The following is a 17,652-nucleotide window of genomic DNA, read 5'->3' as shown; positions in this document are numbered from 1 at the left end:
GGGCGCGGGGAGGACGAGCCATGGGCCGGGTCACCACGCGGCACCGCGTCGTGCGCCTCGACGGGCGCCACCCCGAGGGCACGACCGCCGTCGACACGCTCGCCGTCGAGGAGCCCCTCGAGATCCGTCTCGGCGCGACGAGCTACGCCACGACGATGCGCACCCCCGGCCACGACCTGGAGCTGGCGCACGGCTTCCTCTCCGCCGAGGGCGTCATCGCCGGTCCGGAGGACGTCGTGAGCGCCCGCTACTGCACGGGCACCGTCGAGGACGAGGAGACCGGGCTGGCGCGCAACACCTACAACGTCCTGCAGATCGCCCTCGCCGACTCCGTCCCGCCGCCGAGGGCCGGCCGCACGACGGTGACCTCGTCCGCCTGCGGCATCTGCGGGACCGACGCGATCGAGGCCCTGCGGCGCGACTCCCGCTTCGACCTGCGCGCCGACCGCACCTCCGTGGCGGCGGGCACGGTCCTCGGGCTGCCCGACGAGCTCCGCCGCGCCCAACGGGCCTTCTCCAGCACCGGCGCCACGCACGCCGCAGCGCTGTTCGGCTCCGACGGCGAGCTGCTCGTGGCCCGCGAGGACATCGGACGGCACAACGCCGTCGACAAGGTGGTCGGCTGGGCGATGCTCTCCGGGCGCCGCCCGGCGACCGGCTGCGTGCTCATGGTCTCGGGGCGCATCGGCTTCGAACTCGCGCAGAAGTCCGTCCTGGCGGGGATCCCCGTCCTGGCGGGCATCTCGGCGCCCACCGCCCTGGCCGTGCGCACCGCCGACGAGACCGGGCTGACACTGGCCGGCTTCGTGCGAGGCGACCGGATGAGCATCTACGCGAACTCCGAGCGGATCCTCCGGGGCAGGCACTGAGGGCATCCTCAGTCCGGCGCGCCCGCCCCGTCGTCGTGACCCGGCGTCCCCGCTTGTCATCGGCTCGCTCACGGCGGACGCCGAGTTGTCCGAACCCGGCTCCGACCACTGGTCAGGGAACGGGCCGGGGCCCTAGCATGAGCACCGGGTGCCCGGACCCCGGCGCCGACGACCGCACCGATGCGGCCCGCGGCGCCGGATCCGCCCCCGGTCGGATCGTGGTCGGGATCCGGGGCGCAGGCTCCGTCCCGGCCGACCCGGTCGACCTTCCCTGCAAGCATCCGGACAGATCCAGGTGATCAGTTTCATGGCCGAACAGACATCAGCATCCGCGTTGCCCACCTACACGCCCGAGGAGGAGCGGCGCGTCATCCGCAACTCGAAGGGCGTACCGGTCGGCATCAGACCCGACAGCAGATGGACGCCCCGACGGATCGTCCTGTGGGTCGCCATCACCGCGCTGGGCGTGCTCGGCTGGACGATGCTCGCCGCCGTACGGGGCGAACGGGTCGACACGATCTGGTTCGTCATCACCGCGGTGTGCACCTACGTCATCGCCTACCGCTTCTACGCGCTGTACGTCCAGCGCACGATCATGCGCCCCGACGACACGAACGCGACGCCGTCCGAGCGCATCAACAACGGCAAGGACTTCGACCCGACGAACCGGATCGTCCTCTACGGCCACCACTTCGCCGCCATCGCCGGCGCCGGCCCGCTCGTCGGCCCCGTGCTCGCCGCGCAGATGGGCTACCTCCCGGGCACGCTGTGGATCATCGTCGGCGTCTGCCTGGCAGGGGCCATCCAGGACATGCTCGTCCTGTTCTTCTCGATGCGCCGCGGCGGCCGCTCGCTCGGCCAGATGGCCACCGACGAGATCGGCAAGGTCGGCGGCATCGTCGCAACCGTCATCGTCTTCGTCATGCTCATGATCGTCCTGGCCGTGCTCGCCATGATCTGCGTCAACGCACTGGCCGCCTCCCCATGGGGCGTCTTCTCGGTCGGCTGCACCATCCCGATCGCCATCGCGATGGGCCTGTGGCTGCGCTTCGTCCAGCCCGGCAGGATCACCCAGGTGTCGATCGTCGGCTTCGTCATCCTCATCGGCGTCATCGTCGCGGGGCGTTGGGTCGCCGACTCGGCCTTCGGCCGGGCGCACCTGCACCTGTCCCCCACCGCCCTCGTGTGGGCGATGATCGTCTACGGCTTCTTCGCCGCGGTCCTGCCCGTGTGGATGCTGCTCACCCCGCGCGACTACCTGTCCACCTTCATGAAGGTCGGCACGATCGTCGTCCTGGCCCTCGGCATCCTCATCGTGCGCCCCATCGTCGAGATGCCCGCCGTCACCGAGTTCGCGACGAACACGGCCGGCCCGGTCTTCGCCGGGTCGATCTTCCCGTTCCTGTTCATCACGATCGCCTGCGGCGCCCTGTCCGGCATGCACGCCATGGTCTCCTCGGGCACGAGCCCCAAGATGATCCAGAAGGAGTCGCAGACCCGCATGATCGGCTACGGCGGCATGCTCATGGAGTCCTTCGTGGCCGTCATGGCCATGGCCGCCGCGGTGAGCCTCAACCAGGGCATCTACTTCGGCATGAACACCTCGACGGCCACCGTCGACAAGCTGGCCGGCAGCGCCGTCGTCCAGTCGGCCGGCAACCGCGAGGACATCACCGCCGAGGCCGTGCAGAACCTCGGGGTCACCGACGTCCACGGCGACCGGATCCGCGCGACCTGGGAGACCTGGGACGAGAACGGCAACACGATCACCGTCCACGACGGCGACGCCTACCGGGCCGTCGCCGAGGACGTCGGCGAGACCTCGATCGTCTCGCGCACCGGCGGCGCACCGACCCTGGCCGTGGGCATGGCGCACATCCTCCACCAGGTCGGCGGCGGGCGCACGATGATGGGCTTCTGGTACCACTTCGCGATCATGTTCGAGGCCCTGTTCATCCTCTCGGCGGTCGACGCGGTCACGAGGGTCGCGCGCTTCCAGCTCTCCGATGCCCTGGGCAATGCGATCCCGCGGTTCGCCGATCCCTCCTGGCGGGTCGGCGCATGGATCACCACCGCCATCGTTGTGGCGGCCTGGGGCTCCCTGCTGCTCATGGGCGTCACGGACCCGCGCGGCGGCATCCAGACGCTCTACCCGCTGTTCGGCATCGCCAACCAGCTCATCGCCGCCGTGGCGCTGCTCGTCGTCACCGTCATGGTGGTGCGCAAGGGCTACGCCCGGTACGTGTGGATCCCGATCATCCCGCTCGTCTTCGACACGGTGGTGACCTTCGTCGCGAGCTGGCAGAAGATCTTCTCGCACGACTCGGCGCTGGGCTACTGGCAGCAGTGGCGCGATGCCCGGGCCAAGCTGGCCTCGCTCACCGACGCCGACCAGATCGCCGTCCAGCGGGCCATCGAGCGCAACACCTTCATCCAGGGCACGCTGTCGATCGTCTTCCTCGTGACGGTGGCGTTCGTCATGGCCTGCGGCATCGTCCGCGTCGTCCGGACACTGCGCACCGGCGACCCGAGCACCTCGGAGGACCCGCGCCAGGAGTCGAACTTCTTCGCCCCCTGCACGTTCGTCCCCTCAGCGCTCGACCGCAAGTGCGCCGCCGAGTACGAGGTCGTCGGCGACCCGGCGCTCATCCCGGGCCTCAAGCAGGCCGAACGGGCCGCCCGGCTCCAGACGGCAGGGACCGGGACGGGGGACGGGACATGAGCCGATCCCCCGGCGCGGCCCGTCCACCGCTGCCCGGGCCCGCGGGACCCGGGCGCGTCCGGAGGCTGCTGGACCCGGCGCGGGCGCTGTGGCGCGACTTCACCGGCGAGTCGGCGTACGACAGGTACGTGCTACGGCACCGCCTGGAGCATCCCGGACACGAGCCGATGAGCGAGCGCCGGTTCTGGCGGGCGCGCATCGCCGTCGACGAGGGGAACGTCCAGTCGGGCTGCTGCTGAGCGACCGCGGGGCGGTCCGGGCATGCGGCGGGGCCGCCCCGTTCGCGCGTCCGGCCCCGCCGCCCCGGGCGTCTGTCAGGGGCCGTCCCCGCCGATGAGCACCGCCACCGGGCGGGCCCGACCCGGCCCGTCCGGGCGGTAGAGGGCGACGAGCCGCCCCTGCGGGTCGATGAGGCCGGTGGGCCCGGCGGGCACGTCGATGGGCAGCGCGGCGCCGTGGCCGACGGCGACGCACTGGTCGGCATCGATGTCGAGCACCGGAAGGCTGATCCTGGCCGCATCGGCCATGCTCATGAGCGGCGGCGCGACGGCCTCGGGGTCGTCGGGGTCCGGCAGGGCCCAGACGTCCTCGATGCGGTGACCGCCGATGCGGGTGCGGCGCAGGGCGGTGAGGTGGCCGCCGACCCCCAGGGCGGAGCCGAGGTCCCGGGCCAGGGCCCGCACGTAGGTGCCCGAGGAGCAGGTGACGACGACGTCGAGATCGGTCAGGCCGTCGTGGCTGCGCCGTCCGAGCACGGTGAACTCGTCGACGGTGACCGGGCGGGCGGCGAGCTCGACCCGCTCGCCGGCGCGCACCCGGGCGTGGGAGCGCCGCCCGTTCACCTTGATGGCCGAGACGGCGCTCGGAACCTGCATGATCGGCCCGCGCAGCGCGGCGACGGCGGCCTCGACGGCCGCGTCGGCCAGGCCGGAGGCGTCGGCGCTCGTGAGGACCTCCCCGGAGGCGTCATCCGTGACGGTCGAGCTCCCCAACCGGATGGTGGCCGTGTAGGACTTGTCGTGCAGGGCCAAGCGGCCGAGCAGACGGGTGGCCCGGTTGACGCCGATGATGAGCACCCCGGTGGCCATCGGGTCGAGCGTGCCGGCGTGCCCGACGCGCCGGGTCGCGTAGAGCCGCCGGCAGCGCCCCACCACCTGGTGGGAAGTGAGACCCGCCGGCTTGTCGATGACGATCAGGCCGCTGGGGCCGGTCGACGCCGCCCGGCCGCTCACTCGGCCCCTCCGTCGGCCCGGTAGGGGTCGGCCTCACCGGCGAAGCTGGTGCCCCTGCGGGCCTCGAGCTCGGCGTCGGCCCGACGGACCCGGGCGAGCAGCGCCTCCATGTCGGCGGCGGTCGCGGTGGTCGCGTCGGGCACGAAGGCCAGCGTCGGGACGAAGCGCAGCCCGAGCCGCCTGCCCACGGCCGAGCGCAGCAGGCCCTTCGCCGACTCGAGCGCCGCAGCGGTGGCGGCCAGATCCGCCTCGGCCCCCATCACCGTGTAGAAGACGGTGGCCTCGCGGGCGTCGCCCGTGAGCCGCACGTCGGTGACGGTGACGAAGCCGAGGCGCGGGTCCTTGACGCGCGTCTGGAGCAGCTGCGCGACGATGACCTGAATCCGGTCCTCGAGCCTGGCGATGCGAGGGCTGGGCATCCCTACTTGTCCCTCTCCTTCTCGACCATCTCGTGGGTCTCGATCTGGTCGCCGACGCGGATGTCGGAGTAGCCCAGCGTGAGGCCGCACTCGAAGCCCTCGCGGACCTCGGTGACGTCGTCCTTCTCCCGACGCAGCGAGTTGATCGAGGTCTCGGCGACGACGACGCCGTCGCGCACCAGGCGCGCCGTGGCGTTGCGCCGGATGATGCCGTCGAGCACCATGCAGCCGGCGATGTTGCCCACCTTGGAGGAGTGGAAGATCTCGCGGATCTCGGCCGTGCCGAGCGTCCTCTCCTCGTAGACCGGCTTGAGCATGCCCTTGAGGGCGGCCTCGATCTCGTCGATCGCGTCGTAGATGACCGTGTAGTAGCGCACGTCGACGTTGTCCTGGTCGGCCATGCGGGCGGCCTGGACGGTCGGACGTACGTTGAAGCCGATGATGACGGCGTGCGGCTCGGACGCGGCCGCCAGCGTGACATTGGTCTCGGTGATGGCGCCGACGCCGCGGTCGATGACGCGCAGGTCGACCTCGTTGCCCACGTCGATCTGGCTGAGCGAGTCCTCCAGCGCCTCGACCGAGCCGGCCGAATCGCCCTTGAGGATGAGCAGCAGCTCGTTGGTCTCGCCCTTCTCCATCTGCTCGAACAGCTCGTCGAGCGTGCGACGGCGGCTCGACGCGGCCTGCTGGGCGGCGCGGATGCGGGCCTCGCGCTTCTCGGCGATCTGGCGGGCCATGCGGTCGTCCTCGACGACCAGGAAGTTGTCGCCGGCGCCGGGGACGCTGGTCAGGCCGAGCACCTGGACCGGCATCGACGGCGTGGCCTCGTCGACCTGCTCGCCGTGGTCGTTGACGAGGGCGCGCACGCGGCCGTAGGCCGAGCCCGCGACGATCGAGTCCCCCTTGCGCAGGGTGCCTCGCTGGACCAGGGCGGTGGCCACGGGACCTCGGCCCTTGTCGAGGTGGGCCTCGATGGCGACGCCCTGGGCGTCCATGTCGGGATTGGCCCGCAGGTCCAGGGCGGCGTCGGCGGTGAGGACGATGGCCTGCAGCAGGTCGTCCAGGCCCTGACCGGTGACGGCCGAGACGTCGACGAACATGGTGTCGCCGCCGTACTCCTCGGGGACCAGCTCGAACTCGGTCAGCTGACCGCGCACCTTGGTGGGGTCGGCGCCGGGCTTGTCGATCTTGTTCACCGCGACGACGATCGGCACATCGGCGGCCTTCGCGTGGTTGAGGGCCTCGATGGTCTGGGGCATGACGCCGTCATCGGCCGCGACGACGAGCACCGCGATGTCGGTGGACTTGGCGCCGCGGGCCCGCATGGCGGTGAAGGCCTCGTGACCGGGGGTGTCGATGAAGGTGATCGGACGGTCCTCGCCGTCGACCTCCGCCTGCACCTGGTAGGCGCCGATCGACTGGGTGATGCCGCCGGCCTCGCCCTCGACGACGTGCGTGTGGCGCAGCGCGTCGAGCAGCTTCGTCTTGCCGTGGTCGACGTGGCCCATGACGGTGACGACCGGGGGGCGCGGGGCGAGGTCGGACTCGTCGCCTTCGTCCTCGCCGAACTCCAGGTCGAAGCTCTCCAGGAGCTCGCGGTCCTCGTCCTCGGGCGAGACCACGTCGATGGTGTAGTTCAGCTCGGCGCCGAGGACCTCGAGGGTCTCGTCGGGGACCGACTGGGTGGCCGTGATCATCTCGCCCAGATTGAACAGGACCTGCACGAGGGCGGCCGGATCGGCGCCGATCTTCTCGGCGAGATCGGTCAACGAGGAGCCGCGGCGCAGCCGAACGGTCTCGCCATTGCCCTGCTTGATGCGCACGCCGCCGATCGTCGGCGCCTGCATCTCGTCGAACTCCTGCCTGCGCTGCTTGCGGCTCTTGCGACCGCGGCGGTTCCCGCCGCCGCGCCCGAAGGCGCCCTGCGTGCCGGAGCCGCCACGGCCGCCACGGCCGCCGCGACCGCCGCCGAGGGGCACGCCCATGCCGGGGCCGCCGCGGAAGCCGCCGCCACCGCGGCCGGGGCCGCCGCTGCCGCGCCCGCGACCGCCGCCGCGGGTGGAGCGTGAGCCGGCCGGGGCCAGCTGGGAGTTGTGACGCTTGGGCATCATCGCCGGGTTGGGGCGGGGCAGACCGCCGGTGGCGCCGGGACGGGGCGCGTGCGGCCGGGCGCCCTCGGCGGAACGGCCCTGGCCGCGGCGCTGCTGACCCATCCCCTGGGACTGGCTGAACGGGTTGTTCCCGGGACGCGGGGCACCGCCGCGGCGGCCGCCGCGACCGGTGGGCAGGCCGCCGGTCGCCCCCGCGCGGGAACCCCCGGGGCGCGGGCCGGGACGGGCGCCGGAGCCCCGACCGGGACGCGGCGCGGGGGCGGCCGGGCGCGGGCCGGGGGTCGGGCGGGCGCCGGAACGGGCCGGGGCGCCGGGGCGCGGAGCCGGACCGGAGGCGGGCGCCGACGGCGAGGCGGAGCCCTGGGCCCTGCCGCCAGGACGCGGGCGGGCGCCCGGCTTGGGGGCGCCGGAGGGCGCGGCCGGCTTCGGGGCGCCGGGACGGGCCGCAGGACGCGCGGCGGGTGCGGACGAGCCCACCGTCGGCGCGGACGAGCGCGCGGGCCGGGCCTTCGCGGCCGGCTTGGCGGCGGACGACGAATCGCCATCGCCCCCCGTGCGCTCGGACCGGACCTTCTCGGTCACCCTGCGCACCACGGGGGCTTCAATGGTCGACGAGGCGGACCGGACGAACTCGCCCATGTCCTTCAGCTTCGCCAGAAGTTCTTTGCTTTCGAGTCCGAGCTCCTTGGCGAGCTCGTAGACGCGGACCTTGGCCACTACTCTCCTTCAGGTCCGGGCGTCCGCCAGGACCGGTTAGTCGTCGGTTGTGCTCATTGCTGCGTACTCATCGAGTGGTCATGAGCGTTAGCCCACTTTCTGAAGATCACTGGGAACACACCGCACCTCACGGCACGAATGAACGCGCGCCGCAATGGCGCGCACGAATCAGTCTACTCCGCGGCACCCCTCGCAGACCAACCGGTGACGGGCGTCGACGACCGCGCGGACGCCGTCCGCGGCGCTACTCGAACGGAGGCCGGTCGATCTCGTCGGGGCGCACGGGGGCGCGCAGGGCGCGGGCGAATCCTCCGCGCAGCGCCCCGTCCCAGCACCGGCGGTCCGGATGCACCCAGACGCCCCGCCCGGGCGCACCACCGGCCTCGTCGAGCACCAGCCCCCGGTCGGTGCGCACGTACCGGCGCAGCGCGGACCGCTCGTCGGTGCGGCGGCAGCCGACGCAGGTGCGGATCGGACGGGAGGCGCTCACCCGGTCAGGATAGCCGGGGCCGCCGCCGGGCCCCGCCCGGAGTCGACCCGTCCCCCATCAACCCACTGCTTCGGCGGCAAGGAGGGCCTGTTCCGGCAGGCGATGGAGATCCCCGTCGAGCCGCAGGAGGTCCTCGCCCGCTTCGAGGCGATCGGCACGGCCGGCGAACTGCCCGAGGTGATCGTGAGGGCCTTCGTCGACATCTGGGAGAGCCCGCGCAGCGGGCCCCAGATGAGGGCCCTCCTGCGCCGCGCCCTCGAGGACCCCGAGCGCTTCGGCGCCCTGGTCGACTTCCTCTCGACGGCGGCCGTCGAACCCGTCTCGGCGCGCCTCGAGGGCCTCTCCCCCCAGCAGGCCCGGCTGCGCCTGACCCTCGTCGCCTCGCACCTGCTGGGCACGGTCGTCATCCGCGGGCTCATGGGTGTGGAGCCGCCGGCGGGTCTGGACGCCGAACGACTCGTCGAGCTGCTCGAGCCGGCCATCCGGGCCGACCTGGCGCTCGGCGCCCCACCGAAGGACGGTCACCGGGCCCGTCCGGAGGACGACCGTGGGCGCTGACACGGTGATCCTCGCACGCGGGCTGGTCAAGCGGTTCGGAGCCACCATCGCCCTCGCCGGCCCCGACCTGGCGGTCGGGGCCGGGGGTGCGGCCGCTGCTCGTGATGACGCTGCGCCGGGACGTCCGGGGCACCGCGCCCTGGATCGTCCTCGTCGGCACCCCGTCGGCGAGCTCGGTCGCCGCCCGCCGGTGGTCTTACCGACTGCCGAGGACCGCGCGGCGCTGGCCGTGGCCATGTCCTCCGATCCGGCGATCGACCTGGTCCTCGGGCCGGCCCGTGACCTGATGACCGTCGACGGCTCCACCGCCTGGCGGTCCGGGACGCTCGGCTCCCTGCTGTCCGGTCTCATGGCGGTCCTGCTCGTCGCGCGCGACACCCGCGAGGATGAGCGAGGATGAGACTGCGGGTGCGCCGAGCCCGTCGCCTCGGGCGTCATCGGCCGTCGGAGCCGGCTGCTCGTGCCGATTGTCCTGCTGGTTGTCCTGCTGGTCCTGTTCGCGACCGCGCTCGGCACGTTCTGCTTCGCGCTCACCCGCGCGTTCGGCGGCGGGGCCGTCCCGACGCTCGTCCCGGCGGCGACCTTCGCGGTCTCCGCGCTGGTCTTCGGCGCGCTCACCGCCCAGTTCGGCGCGGACGCGCACGCCGCCGGATCCCGCGCGTTCGGCGGCCCGGGCGCTCTACGTCGTCCGGGGCTGCCTCGACGCGAACGACGCGCCGGACCGGACGCAGTGGCTCACCCCGTTCGGCCGGTTCGAGCGGACCGGTCCGGCCGTCGAGAACGACCCGCTGCCGCTGCTCGCGGCGCTCGGGCTGACGGCCGCGCTGCTCGTCGCGGCCCTGGCCGCCGCCGAGCACCGGGACCTCAGCGGCGGCATCGTCCCTCCCCGACCGGTCCCGCCCACGCGCCGCACTGGGCCGTCCTGGCCCTGACCTGGCGCCTCCACAGCGCGCTGGGCCGGTGGGGCGCCGCCTTCGCCGTGCTCGACCTCACCATGGGCTCGCCGGGCACCTCGGTCGGCTCGATCCTGACCGGACGACCCGGTGGTCTCCGCCCTCCTCGTCTCCGGCCGGATGGACGAGGACGAGCTGTCGTCCGCGTTCATCGTCACGACTGGGCAGCTGCTGGACGTCGTCGCCGCGGTCCTGGGGACGCAGATCGTCATGCGCGTCCGCGCCGAGGAGCTCGACCGCCGCGCGGAACCGCTGCTGGCCGGCCCGCTGCGCCGCGACCGCTACCTCGCGCCGTCCTCGTGGCGCTCGGCTCGTCCGGAGGCGCGATGCTCGTCGCCGACGCCGGCATCGGCCTGGTGAACGCGCTCGGGGGCACGGCCATCACGTTCGGCGAGGCCCTGGAACAGGCCGCCTGCACGGTCCCGGCCGTCTGGCTGCTCGTCGGGCTCGCGACGGCGGTCGTCGCCACGCGTCCGACGCTGCGCCCCCTCGGAGGGGCGGGCATCGTGGCGACCTTCGGCATCACCCTGCTGGGCCCGACGTTCAGGTTCCCGGACCAAGCGATGTCGATCAGCCCCATAGGCCACGTACCGAACATCACCGCGGACGACGCCCCGTGGACCGGGCTCCTCGTCGTCGGCGGCATCGCGATGGCCCCTGCTCGCAGTCGGCTTCGTCGGTTTCGAGCGACGCGACGTGCGATGAGACCCCTGGGCGGCGCGACGGGCGCCGCCCAGGGGGTTAAGTGAAGCGGCTGGGATCCCCACCCCCTGGGATCCCAGCCTTCGGTGCGAGAGCGGGAGGATGATTCACCCCTCAACCGGTCACTCGCGACCTATTAGAAACCTACCACACCGATATGCCCGGGTCAACTGGCTGTTACAGAGGGTGAATCGGGGGTGATATCGGGCTTGATGTCGATCCTCCAGCCGGTGAGGCGCGCGGCGAGCCGGACGTTCTGCCCCTCCCTGCCGATCGCCAGGGAGAGCTGGTAGTCCGGCACGATGACGCGCACCGTGCGGGCCGCCCGGTCGATGATCTGGACGGTGACCGCCTTGGCGGGGCTCAGCGAGTTGCCGACGTACACGGCGGGGTCCTCGGACCAGTCGACGATGTCGATCTTCTCCTCGTTCAGCTCGTGCATGACGGCGCGCACCCGCTGGCCCATCGGACCGATGCAGGCGCCCTTGGCCGAGACGTCGGGGTTGTGCGAGACGACCGCGATCTTCGAGCGGTGGCCGGCCTCCCGGGCGATGCCCATGATCTCCACGACGCCCTGCTCGACCTCGGGGACCTCGAGCTCGAAGAGCTTCTTCACGAGGTTCGGGTGGGTGCGGCTGACCATGACCCGGGGTCCGCGGGCCTCCATGCGCACGCTCACGACGTAGACGCGCAGGCGTTTGCCGTGCTCGTAGTTCTCGCCGGGGGTCTGCTCGGCCAGCGGCATGAAGCCCTCGGTCTCGCCCAGGTCCACGCGCACGGTCCTGCTGCCGCCGTCCTTCTGGACGACGCCGGTGAGGATGTCGCCCTCGGAGGCGCTGAACTTGCCGTACGTGCGCTCGTCCTCGGCCTCGCGCAGCCGCTGGAAGATCACCTGGCGGGCGGTCGAGGCGGCGACCCGGCCGAAGTCGGCGGGGGTGTCGTCGTATTCGCCGACGACTTCACCGGCCTCGTCGCGCTCGGGGACCATGACCGAGGCCCTGCCGGAGCGGCGGTCGAGCACGACCCGAGCGCCCGGCTTGGGGCTGCCGGTCTTCGTGTAGGCGTTGTAGAGCGCGTCCTCGATGGCGCGCACCAAGTAGTCGAAGGAGATGTCCTTCTCGTTGCCGATGGCCCTCAGGGCCGTCATGTCCACGTCCATCTCAGACCTCCTCGTCCCTGCGGTTCAGCTCGACCTGGACCACGGCGCGGCGCACCGCGTCGAAGCCGAGGCGCCGACGACGCCCGTCGACGTCGAGTTCGGCGCCGGTGTCGTCGACGGCGCGGATCCGCCCGACGAAGCGCTCGCCCTCGACGGGGGTGATCCGGACCAGGCGGGAGACGTTGCGGCGCCAGTGCGCCGGGCGCTCGAGCGGCGCGGACACGCCGCGGGAGCCGACCTCGAGCGTGTAGGGATGCTCACCGATGGCGTCGGAGTCGTCGAGCGCGGCCGAGATGGCGCGCGTGGCCTCGGCGATGTCGTCGATGGTGGGACCGCGGCCGTCGGGACCGTCCCCGTCGAGCGCGATGCGCAGGACGCTGCGCCTGCCGGCGTTCACCACGGTGAGATCGTCCAATTCGAGTCCGTGCGCGGCCACGATGGGCTCGAGCACGGCTACCAACGCTGATTCGTTCACAGGCCGGCCCTCATCCTCTTGTCGGTTCGGTTGTGCCTTCCAGCATAGCCGGGCCCGCCCGTCCGCAGACCCGACGACGAGGGCCGGCGGACGGGGCGGGAGGGGCCGTCGCGGGCATGGGGGCGGGGGTGCCCCAGAGACGGGGATGCCCCAGAGGCCCGGCAGGTGGACGTCCAGGGGGCGGGGCGCGGCCCCGGGGCCGGACGGGCGCCCGCACTAGGGTGTGGGGCATGGTCTCCCGCAGGATGATTCTGGCCGTCCCGGCCCTCGGCGCGCTCGCGGCCTGCGCGCCCTCGCCCGTCGTGTCGGCCGGGTCCTCGGCGGCGTCGCACACCCTGGCGCCCGACGACCCCCGGCGCGTCGGGGCCGGCGTCGAGGCCGGTCTGGGCGCATTCGTCGAGGCCCGCCGCGCCGACGCGGCCGCCGACGAGGACGCCGGGCTCGCCGCGTGGTACGAGGCGGCGGCGGCCGCGCACTCCTCGCACGTCCGGGTGCTCCTGCAGGCCGACCCGTTGGGCGGCACGCGCGCCGACCCCTCCCCGATCGCCGAGCCGTCGACGCCGGCCCCCTCCCCCGAGCCCTCCGGCGCCCTCGCGCAGGCCTACCGCGACGCGGAGGCCTCGCACCGTGCGGCGGCGTCCGGCGAGCAGGACTCCTCGATGCGCATGCTCTGGTGCTCGCTGGCGGTCTTCGCCGGCCGCGCGGCGGTGGCGCTGGGCGGTCCTGACCCCTTCCCCGCGCCCGTCGCCGGGCGGGCCGTCCCGGTGCACGTCGAGCCCGGCACCGCCCTGGACTCCGCCGACGCGCTCGTGAGCCGCCTCGACGCCCTGCGCTACGGGCTGGAGACGATGATCGGCCGCTCGGGCGGCACCCGTGCCGACATGTCGGCGCGCCGCGACGAGGTCGAGGCCCTGCGCGTCGAGGCGGCCGAGCGGATCGCCGCGGCGGGCGGGCGGACGGCCGGCCCCGAACTGGAGTACGAGCTGGGCGGCGATCCCGACGACGAGGACTCGCGCGACGGGATCTGGGCCGGCCTGGAGGACGCCGTGCTCGCCGGCTGGCTGCGCCTGGCCGCCGCCACCCCCGGCGCGGGCGAGTCGGCGGGCCCCTCCGGCACCGGCTCGCCCGGCGCGGGCCTCCCCTACGGGCTGGACGAGATCCTCGACCGGGCCGTCGCGCAGGCCGGTCAGGCGCCGGCCCGGGGGCTCGGCACCTGCTGGTGGCCCGGCTGGGTGTGAACGGCCGCGTCTCACCCGCCGCGGACGACGGCGAGCACCTGCTCGACGGCCTCGTCCGCCCCGACCTCGCGCCGGGAGCCGCTGGCGCGGTCGCGCAGCTCGACGACGCCGTCGGCCAGGCCGCGGCCGACGACCACGAGGGTGGGCATGCCGAGCAGCTCGGCGTCGTTGAACTTCACGCCCGGGCTCGCCTTGCGGTCGTCGAGCAGGACGGGCACGCCGGCAGCGTCGAGGGCCTCGGCGATCCCGGTCGCCCTGTCGATGATCTCGGCGCCCCTGCCCGTGGCGAGCACCTGCACCTGGAACGGCGCGACCTCGCGCGGCCAGCACAGGCCCTTCTCGTCGCAGGCGGCCTCGGCGATCATGCCGACGGCCCGGGTGACGCCGATGCCGTAGGAGCCCATGGTGACGGTGACGAGCCGGCCGTTGCGGTCGAGGACCTTCAGTCCGAGGGCCTCGGCGTACTTGCGGCCGAGCTGGAAGATGTGGCCCATCTCGACGCCGCGGGCCAGGCTCAGCGGGCCCGAGCCGTCGGGGGCCGGGTCGCCCTCGCGGATCTCGGCGACGTCGCCGACGCCGTCGGCGATGAAGTCGCGCCCGGCGACCAGCCCGATGACGTGCCGGAAGCGCTCGTTTGCGCCGGTCGCCCAGCTGGTGCCGGGCACGACCCGGGGGTCGAGCAGGTAGCGCACCCCGGCGGGGGCCTCGGCGCCGAGGAACTGGGCGCCGTCGCGGGCCGGACCGATGTAGCCCTTGACGAGCTGCGGGTACCTCTCGAAGTCCTCGTCGGTGAAGTCGTCGACCTCGGCGGGCTGGACGGCCACCGCGAGGCGCTTGGGGTCGACGGCGCGGTCGCCCGGCAGGCCGATGACGACCGGCTCGCGGGTGCCGTCGGGGGTCACGGTCATGAAGACGACGTTCTTGAGGGTGTCCGCGGCGGTCCAGGGGCGGTCGGGCCGGGGGTGGGCGCTGTTGAGCAGCTCGACGAGCGTGTCGATGGTCGGCACGTCGGGCGTGTCGACGACCCGCGCCGCGGGGGCGTCCTCGCACGGCACCGGCTCGGGCGCCGGCACGGCGACGGCCTCGACGTTGGCGGCGTAGCCGCCCGGGGAGCGCACGAAGGTGTCCTCGCCGTTCTCGGCGACGGCCAGGAACTCCTCCGAGGCCGAGCCGCCCATGGCGCCGGCGTTCGCCCTCACGATGACGTAGTCGAGGCCGAGGCGGTCGAAGATGCGGATGTAGGCCCCGCGGTGCCTCAGGTAGCTGGCGTCCAGGCCCTCGTCGTCGACGTCGAAGGAGTAGGAGTCCTTCATGACGAACTCTCGCCCGCGCAGCACGCCGGCGCGCGGTCGGGCCTCGTCGCGGTACTTGTTCTGGATCTGGTACAACGTGACCGGGAGGTCCTTGTAGGAGGAGTAGAGGTCCTTGACCATGAGGGTGAACATCTCCTCATGGGTGGGCCCGAGGAGCATGTCGGCCCCCCGGCGGTCGACCAGCCGGAAGAGGTTCGGGCCGTACTCGGTCCAGCGGCCGGTGGTCTCGTAGGGCTCGCGCGGCAGCAGGACCGGCAGGCGGACCTCCTGAGCACCGATGGCGTCCATCTCCTCGCGAACGATGGCCTCGACCCGTGACAGGACCCGCAGGCCGAGCGGCAGCCAGGCGTAGACGCCGGGGGCGACGCGGCGGATGTACCCGGCCCGGACGAGGAAGCGGTGGCTGGGGATCTCCGCGTCCGCCGGGTCATCGCGCAGCGTGCGGACGAAGAGCTTGCTCATTCGGGTGATCACGGGTCCTGGGGCCTTTCTCGAAGCGGTGCCGTGCCAATCCTAGTGCCGGACGGGCGAGGCGCCCCGCAGGTCGTCTGCCGGCGCCGGTCGGATCGAATGCACCCGGGGGATCCGAATGGTTCGGCGCCTCGGACACGGGAGCGCACCGGATGTCGGTGCATGGCGGTAATGCGACCGTCACGTGAGAAGCTCTGCCCGGAGGTGCATGATGACGATCACAACCACCGGCGAGGTCTCCACCCGTCGTCGGGTTGTCGATCTCACCCTGGACTTGGCCGGCTGCACCGGTGATGTCCCGACCCTTCGCGTCGTGGAACCGAGCATCGGGTCCGGCGCGTTCGTGGGCCCGATGGTGAGGCGGCTCGCGATGAGCGGGGCACGCTGGGAATCCATGTTCGACGCGTTGCGCGGCTACGACCTGCGCACCGAGCACGTCATGACCTGTCGGAAACTCGCCGCAGCGATCCTGACCAGTGCAGGCTGCCCGATGGCCGTTGAATTGGCCGCCGCTTGGTTCCACACAGGGGATTTTCTCCTCGGCGACGTCCCGACCGCTGATCTTGCGATAGGCGATCCCCCATGCATCCGGGTGGGGAACCTCGATCCGGCACTGCTCGCGACCTACCGTCGAAAATGCCCTACCATGGGTGGAGAAAATGCCCTACCATGAGTGGATGAGCTGACATCCTCGTCGGTTTCTTCGAACGCGTCCCCGATCTCCTCAGGCCCGATGGTCGACTGCTGTTCATCTGCGCAGACCGGTGGATGCGCAGTGGTTACGGAAAGGGGCTGCGCGCGAAGATTGTGCGCGATTTCAGCGTCGATGACGTCCTCGTCATGCATGACGCAGACGCGTTCGACGACAGAGTCAGCGCCTATCTCGCGCCTATCCCGCGATCGTGAACATCCACCGCGGCGCGCAGGGCACGGTGCGCCTCGCGACCGCGTCCGAGCATTTCGGAGGGGATGCCGCCCGCGACCACCTCGCATGGCGAGCCACTCCCACCGACGGATACCGCAACCTCGATGCCACCACCGCCCGTATGGATCACTGTCATACCACCAGTGGCATATGGCCTGATGGCACACCAGAGGAGCTCGCCTGGCCCGCCAAGCTCGACACCATGCCCCAGATCGAGCAGGCAGGCGTCACACCGGGCATCGGGATCGCCACGGGTGCCGACACGGTCTGCATTCAACGACAGGCCACTGTGGAACCGGACCGCATGATTCCCATGGCCACTCCCGACGCGGTCAGGGGCCCCGGTTCGAGTGGACCGGTGAACACCTTGTGAGCCCATGGGCGGGCCGCGCTCTTGTCCCGATCGACGAGTATCCGCTGCTGCGCCGTTTCTACGAGGCGCACCGTGACCAGCCGATGTCACGGAACGTCGCGAAAAGATCCACACACTGGTGGCGGACGACCGACTCATCCAACCCCTCTCTCATGGAGCAGGACCTGCTGGTGGTGCAGGACCTGAAACTCCATGCCCATCCAGTCCGCGTCCCGAGGGGGTTCTACCCGCACCACGGTCTGACATGGTTCATCAGCACTGAGTGGGACTTGGATGCACTCGGCGGCCTCCTCATGTCAGTGCCCATCGGGAAGCAGGTCGCGGCGCACTGCGTCCGGATGCGCGGCGGGACCCTGAGATTCCAGCCCACTGTGCTGCGCACGGTGCACATCCCAGCCCCCGATCAGGTCCCGGCTGAAGCCTCCTCCGAGCTCGCAGCCGCGTTCCGCCTCCATGATCGGAAGCGCGCGAACGTCGCTGCCTGGAAACTGTTCCCGACCTTGTGAGTCTCCACCATGAACGCACGAGACAGGGAACGCATCACGAACGCCGTTGACTTCTGGATCACGACCAAACTGGGACAGCAAGAGCTCTCCGAGGCGACCGGTCGAGCCCAGGGCGGTGCACGAGCAGCAGTCACGGGTGGAAGACATCTGGCCGGTGTGAACAGGCTCATCGTCGAAGAGCTCCAGGATCTCGGGCTGACCGGGCACACCTGCTGCACAGACCGACGAGCCACCGCACCCGGGTACCATCGCGTCTCGAAGTCCTGGGACCCGCTCGTCTTGAACAACGGGATACCTGATTCTTGCCACCGAGTACAAGTCCATGGCCGGATCCGAGGGCAAGAACCTCAACAACCGCGCCGCTGAGGTCATCGGCGCAGCGCAGGACCTCGAACGAGCACAAGAACTGGGCCTCGTCC

20 protein-coding genes are annotated in these 17,652 nt (G+C 72.2%); 13 read left to right on the top strand and 7 right to left on the bottom strand.

Features of this window, described 5'->3' with window-relative positions:
- Positions 1–20: 20 nt before the first annotated feature.
- The 3 genes from fdhD to EGX94_RS10560 all read left to right on the top strand — a co-directional run bounded on the left by fdhD (position 21) and on the right by EGX94_RS10560 (position 3,830).
- Entirely contained in the window at positions 21–869 is an 849-nt protein-coding gene (fdhD, locus tag EGX94_RS10570) for a formate dehydrogenase accessory sulfurtransferase FdhD (protein ID WP_021797487.1), read from the top strand.
- 307 nt (positions 870–1,176) lie between these two features.
- On the top strand, positions 1,177–3,591 hold the full coding sequence (locus tag EGX94_RS10565) for a carbon starvation CstA family protein (RefSeq protein ID WP_051383787.1): 2,415 nt from the start codon (positions 1,177–1,179) through the stop codon (positions 3,589–3,591).
- A complete protein-coding gene (locus EGX94_RS10560; RefSeq protein WP_021797490.1) occupies positions 3,588–3,830 on the top strand; it encodes a CstA-like transporter-associated (seleno)protein in 243 nt (80 codons plus the stop codon). Before EGX94_RS10565 ends, EGX94_RS10560 begins: the two co-directional genes overlap by 4 nt.
- A gap of 75 nt (positions 3,831–3,905) precedes the next feature.
- Here the strand turns inward: EGX94_RS10560 and truB are convergent, their stop codons facing one another.
- From truB to EGX94_RS10540, 4 genes are all read right to left on the bottom strand, one after another.
- Positions 3,906–4,823: a tRNA pseudouridine(55) synthase TruB gene (truB, locus tag EGX94_RS10555; protein ID WP_021797489.1), complete on the bottom strand. Its 918-nt coding sequence runs from the start codon at positions 4,821–4,823 to the stop codon at positions 3,906–3,908.
- On the bottom strand, positions 4,820–5,242 hold the full coding sequence (gene rbfA / locus EGX94_RS10550; protein ID WP_021797494.1) for a 30S ribosome-binding factor RbfA: 423 nt from the start codon (positions 5,240–5,242) through the stop codon (positions 4,820–4,822). Before rbfA ends, truB begins: the two co-directional genes overlap by 4 nt.
- Positions 5,243–5,244: 2 nt before the next feature.
- Positions 5,245–8,070 carry a translation initiation factor IF-2 gene (gene infB / locus EGX94_RS10545; RefSeq protein WP_123826273.1) on the bottom strand — a complete coding sequence of 942 codons (2,826 nt, stop codon included), beginning with the start codon at positions 8,068–8,070 and terminating at the stop codon, positions 5,245–5,247.
- A 244-nt stretch (positions 8,071–8,314) separates the two neighbouring features.
- Entirely contained in the window at positions 8,315–8,560 is a 246-nt protein-coding gene (locus EGX94_RS10540; RefSeq protein WP_021798322.1) for a YlxR family protein, read from the bottom strand.
- Between the two features lie 102 nt (positions 8,561–8,662).
- On the opposite strand from EGX94_RS10540, the gene EGX94_RS10535 reads away from it, so the two are divergent.
- The 4 genes from EGX94_RS10535 (at position 8,663) to EGX94_RS10520 (ending at position 10,820) form a co-directional block, all read left to right on the top strand.
- Complete coding sequence (locus tag EGX94_RS10535) at positions 8,663–9,118, top strand: TetR/AcrR family transcriptional regulator (RefSeq protein ID WP_021798324.1); 456 nt, start codon at positions 8,663–8,665, stop codon at positions 9,116–9,118.
- Positions 9,108–9,518 (top strand): hypothetical protein, encoded by a 411-nt coding sequence (locus EGX94_RS10530; protein ID WP_021798326.1) that lies wholly within the window; start codon positions 9,108–9,110, stop codon positions 9,516–9,518. Before EGX94_RS10535 ends, EGX94_RS10530 begins: the two co-directional genes overlap by 11 nt.
- 643 nt (positions 9,519–10,161) lie before the next feature.
- Complete coding sequence (locus EGX94_RS10525; protein WP_028706463.1) at positions 10,162–10,431, top strand: hypothetical protein; 270 nt, start codon at positions 10,162–10,164, stop codon at positions 10,429–10,431.
- The gene (locus EGX94_RS10520) at positions 10,398–10,820 is read left to right on the top strand and encodes a hypothetical protein (protein WP_051383840.1); all 423 of its coding nucleotides are present in this window, start codon (positions 10,398–10,400) and stop codon (positions 10,818–10,820) included. Before EGX94_RS10525 ends, EGX94_RS10520 begins: the two co-directional genes overlap by 34 nt.
- Before the next feature lie 119 nt (positions 10,821–10,939).
- Here the strand turns inward: EGX94_RS10520 and nusA are convergent, their stop codons facing one another.
- The gene (nusA, locus tag EGX94_RS10515) at positions 10,940–11,932 is read right to left on the bottom strand and encodes a transcription termination factor NusA (RefSeq protein WP_021798323.1); all 993 of its coding nucleotides are present in this window, start codon (positions 11,930–11,932) and stop codon (positions 10,940–10,942) included.
- A gap of 1 nt (position 11,933) precedes the next feature.
- Entirely contained in the window at positions 11,934–12,407 is a 474-nt protein-coding gene (gene rimP / locus EGX94_RS10510; RefSeq protein WP_021798327.1) for a ribosome maturation factor RimP, read from the bottom strand.
- Between the two features lie 230 nt (positions 12,408–12,637).
- Here rimP and EGX94_RS10505 point away from each other — a divergent pair, with 230 nt between their 5' ends.
- Positions 12,638–13,645: a hypothetical protein gene (locus tag EGX94_RS10505; protein ID WP_028706465.1), complete on the top strand. Its 1,008-nt coding sequence runs from the start codon at positions 12,638–12,640 to the stop codon at positions 13,643–13,645.
- A gap of 11 nt (positions 13,646–13,656) precedes the next feature.
- On the opposite strand, the gene EGX94_RS10500 is transcribed toward EGX94_RS10505, so the two are convergent.
- Positions 13,657–15,420: a proline--tRNA ligase gene (locus EGX94_RS10500; protein WP_043120023.1), complete on the bottom strand. Its 1,764-nt coding sequence runs from the start codon at positions 15,418–15,420 to the stop codon at positions 13,657–13,659.
- Between the two features lie 217 nt (positions 15,421–15,637).
- Between EGX94_RS10500 and EGX94_RS13925 the strand changes: the two genes are divergently transcribed.
- From EGX94_RS13925 to EGX94_RS14435, 5 genes are all read left to right on the top strand, one after another.
- Entirely contained in the window at positions 15,638–16,102 is a 465-nt protein-coding gene (locus EGX94_RS13925) for a hypothetical protein (RefSeq protein WP_021796231.1), read from the top strand.
- A 14-nt stretch (positions 16,103–16,116) separates the two neighbouring features.
- Positions 16,117–16,335, top strand: coding sequence for an Eco57I restriction-modification methylase domain-containing protein (locus tag EGX94_RS14440; protein WP_404825154.1), 219 nt, complete (start codon positions 16,117–16,119; stop codon positions 16,333–16,335).
- Complete coding sequence (locus EGX94_RS13920) at positions 16,332–16,727, top strand: hypothetical protein (protein ID WP_021796232.1); 396 nt, start codon at positions 16,332–16,334, stop codon at positions 16,725–16,727. Before EGX94_RS14440 ends, EGX94_RS13920 begins: the two co-directional genes overlap by 4 nt.
- A 152-nt stretch (positions 16,728–16,879) precedes the next feature.
- On the top strand, positions 16,880–17,233 hold the full coding sequence (locus EGX94_RS13915; protein WP_196807715.1) for a hypothetical protein: 354 nt from the start codon (positions 16,880–16,882) through the stop codon (positions 17,231–17,233).
- A 9-nt stretch (positions 17,234–17,242) separates the two neighbouring features.
- Positions 17,243–17,599 (top strand): PaeR7I family type II restriction endonuclease, encoded by a 357-nt coding sequence (locus EGX94_RS14435; protein ID WP_021796225.1) that lies wholly within the window; start codon positions 17,243–17,245, stop codon positions 17,597–17,599.
- Positions 17,600–17,652 lie beyond the last annotated feature (53 nt).

It is taken from the genome of Propionibacterium acidifaciens (assembly GCF_003798325.1).
In the GTDB taxonomy this organism is placed as follows: domain Bacteria; phylum Actinomycetota; class Actinomycetes; order Propionibacteriales; family Propionibacteriaceae; genus Propionibacterium; species Propionibacterium acidifaciens.
Note: the sequence above shows the minus strand (reverse complement) of the source record. Positions and strands in the feature narration are given on the sequence as shown.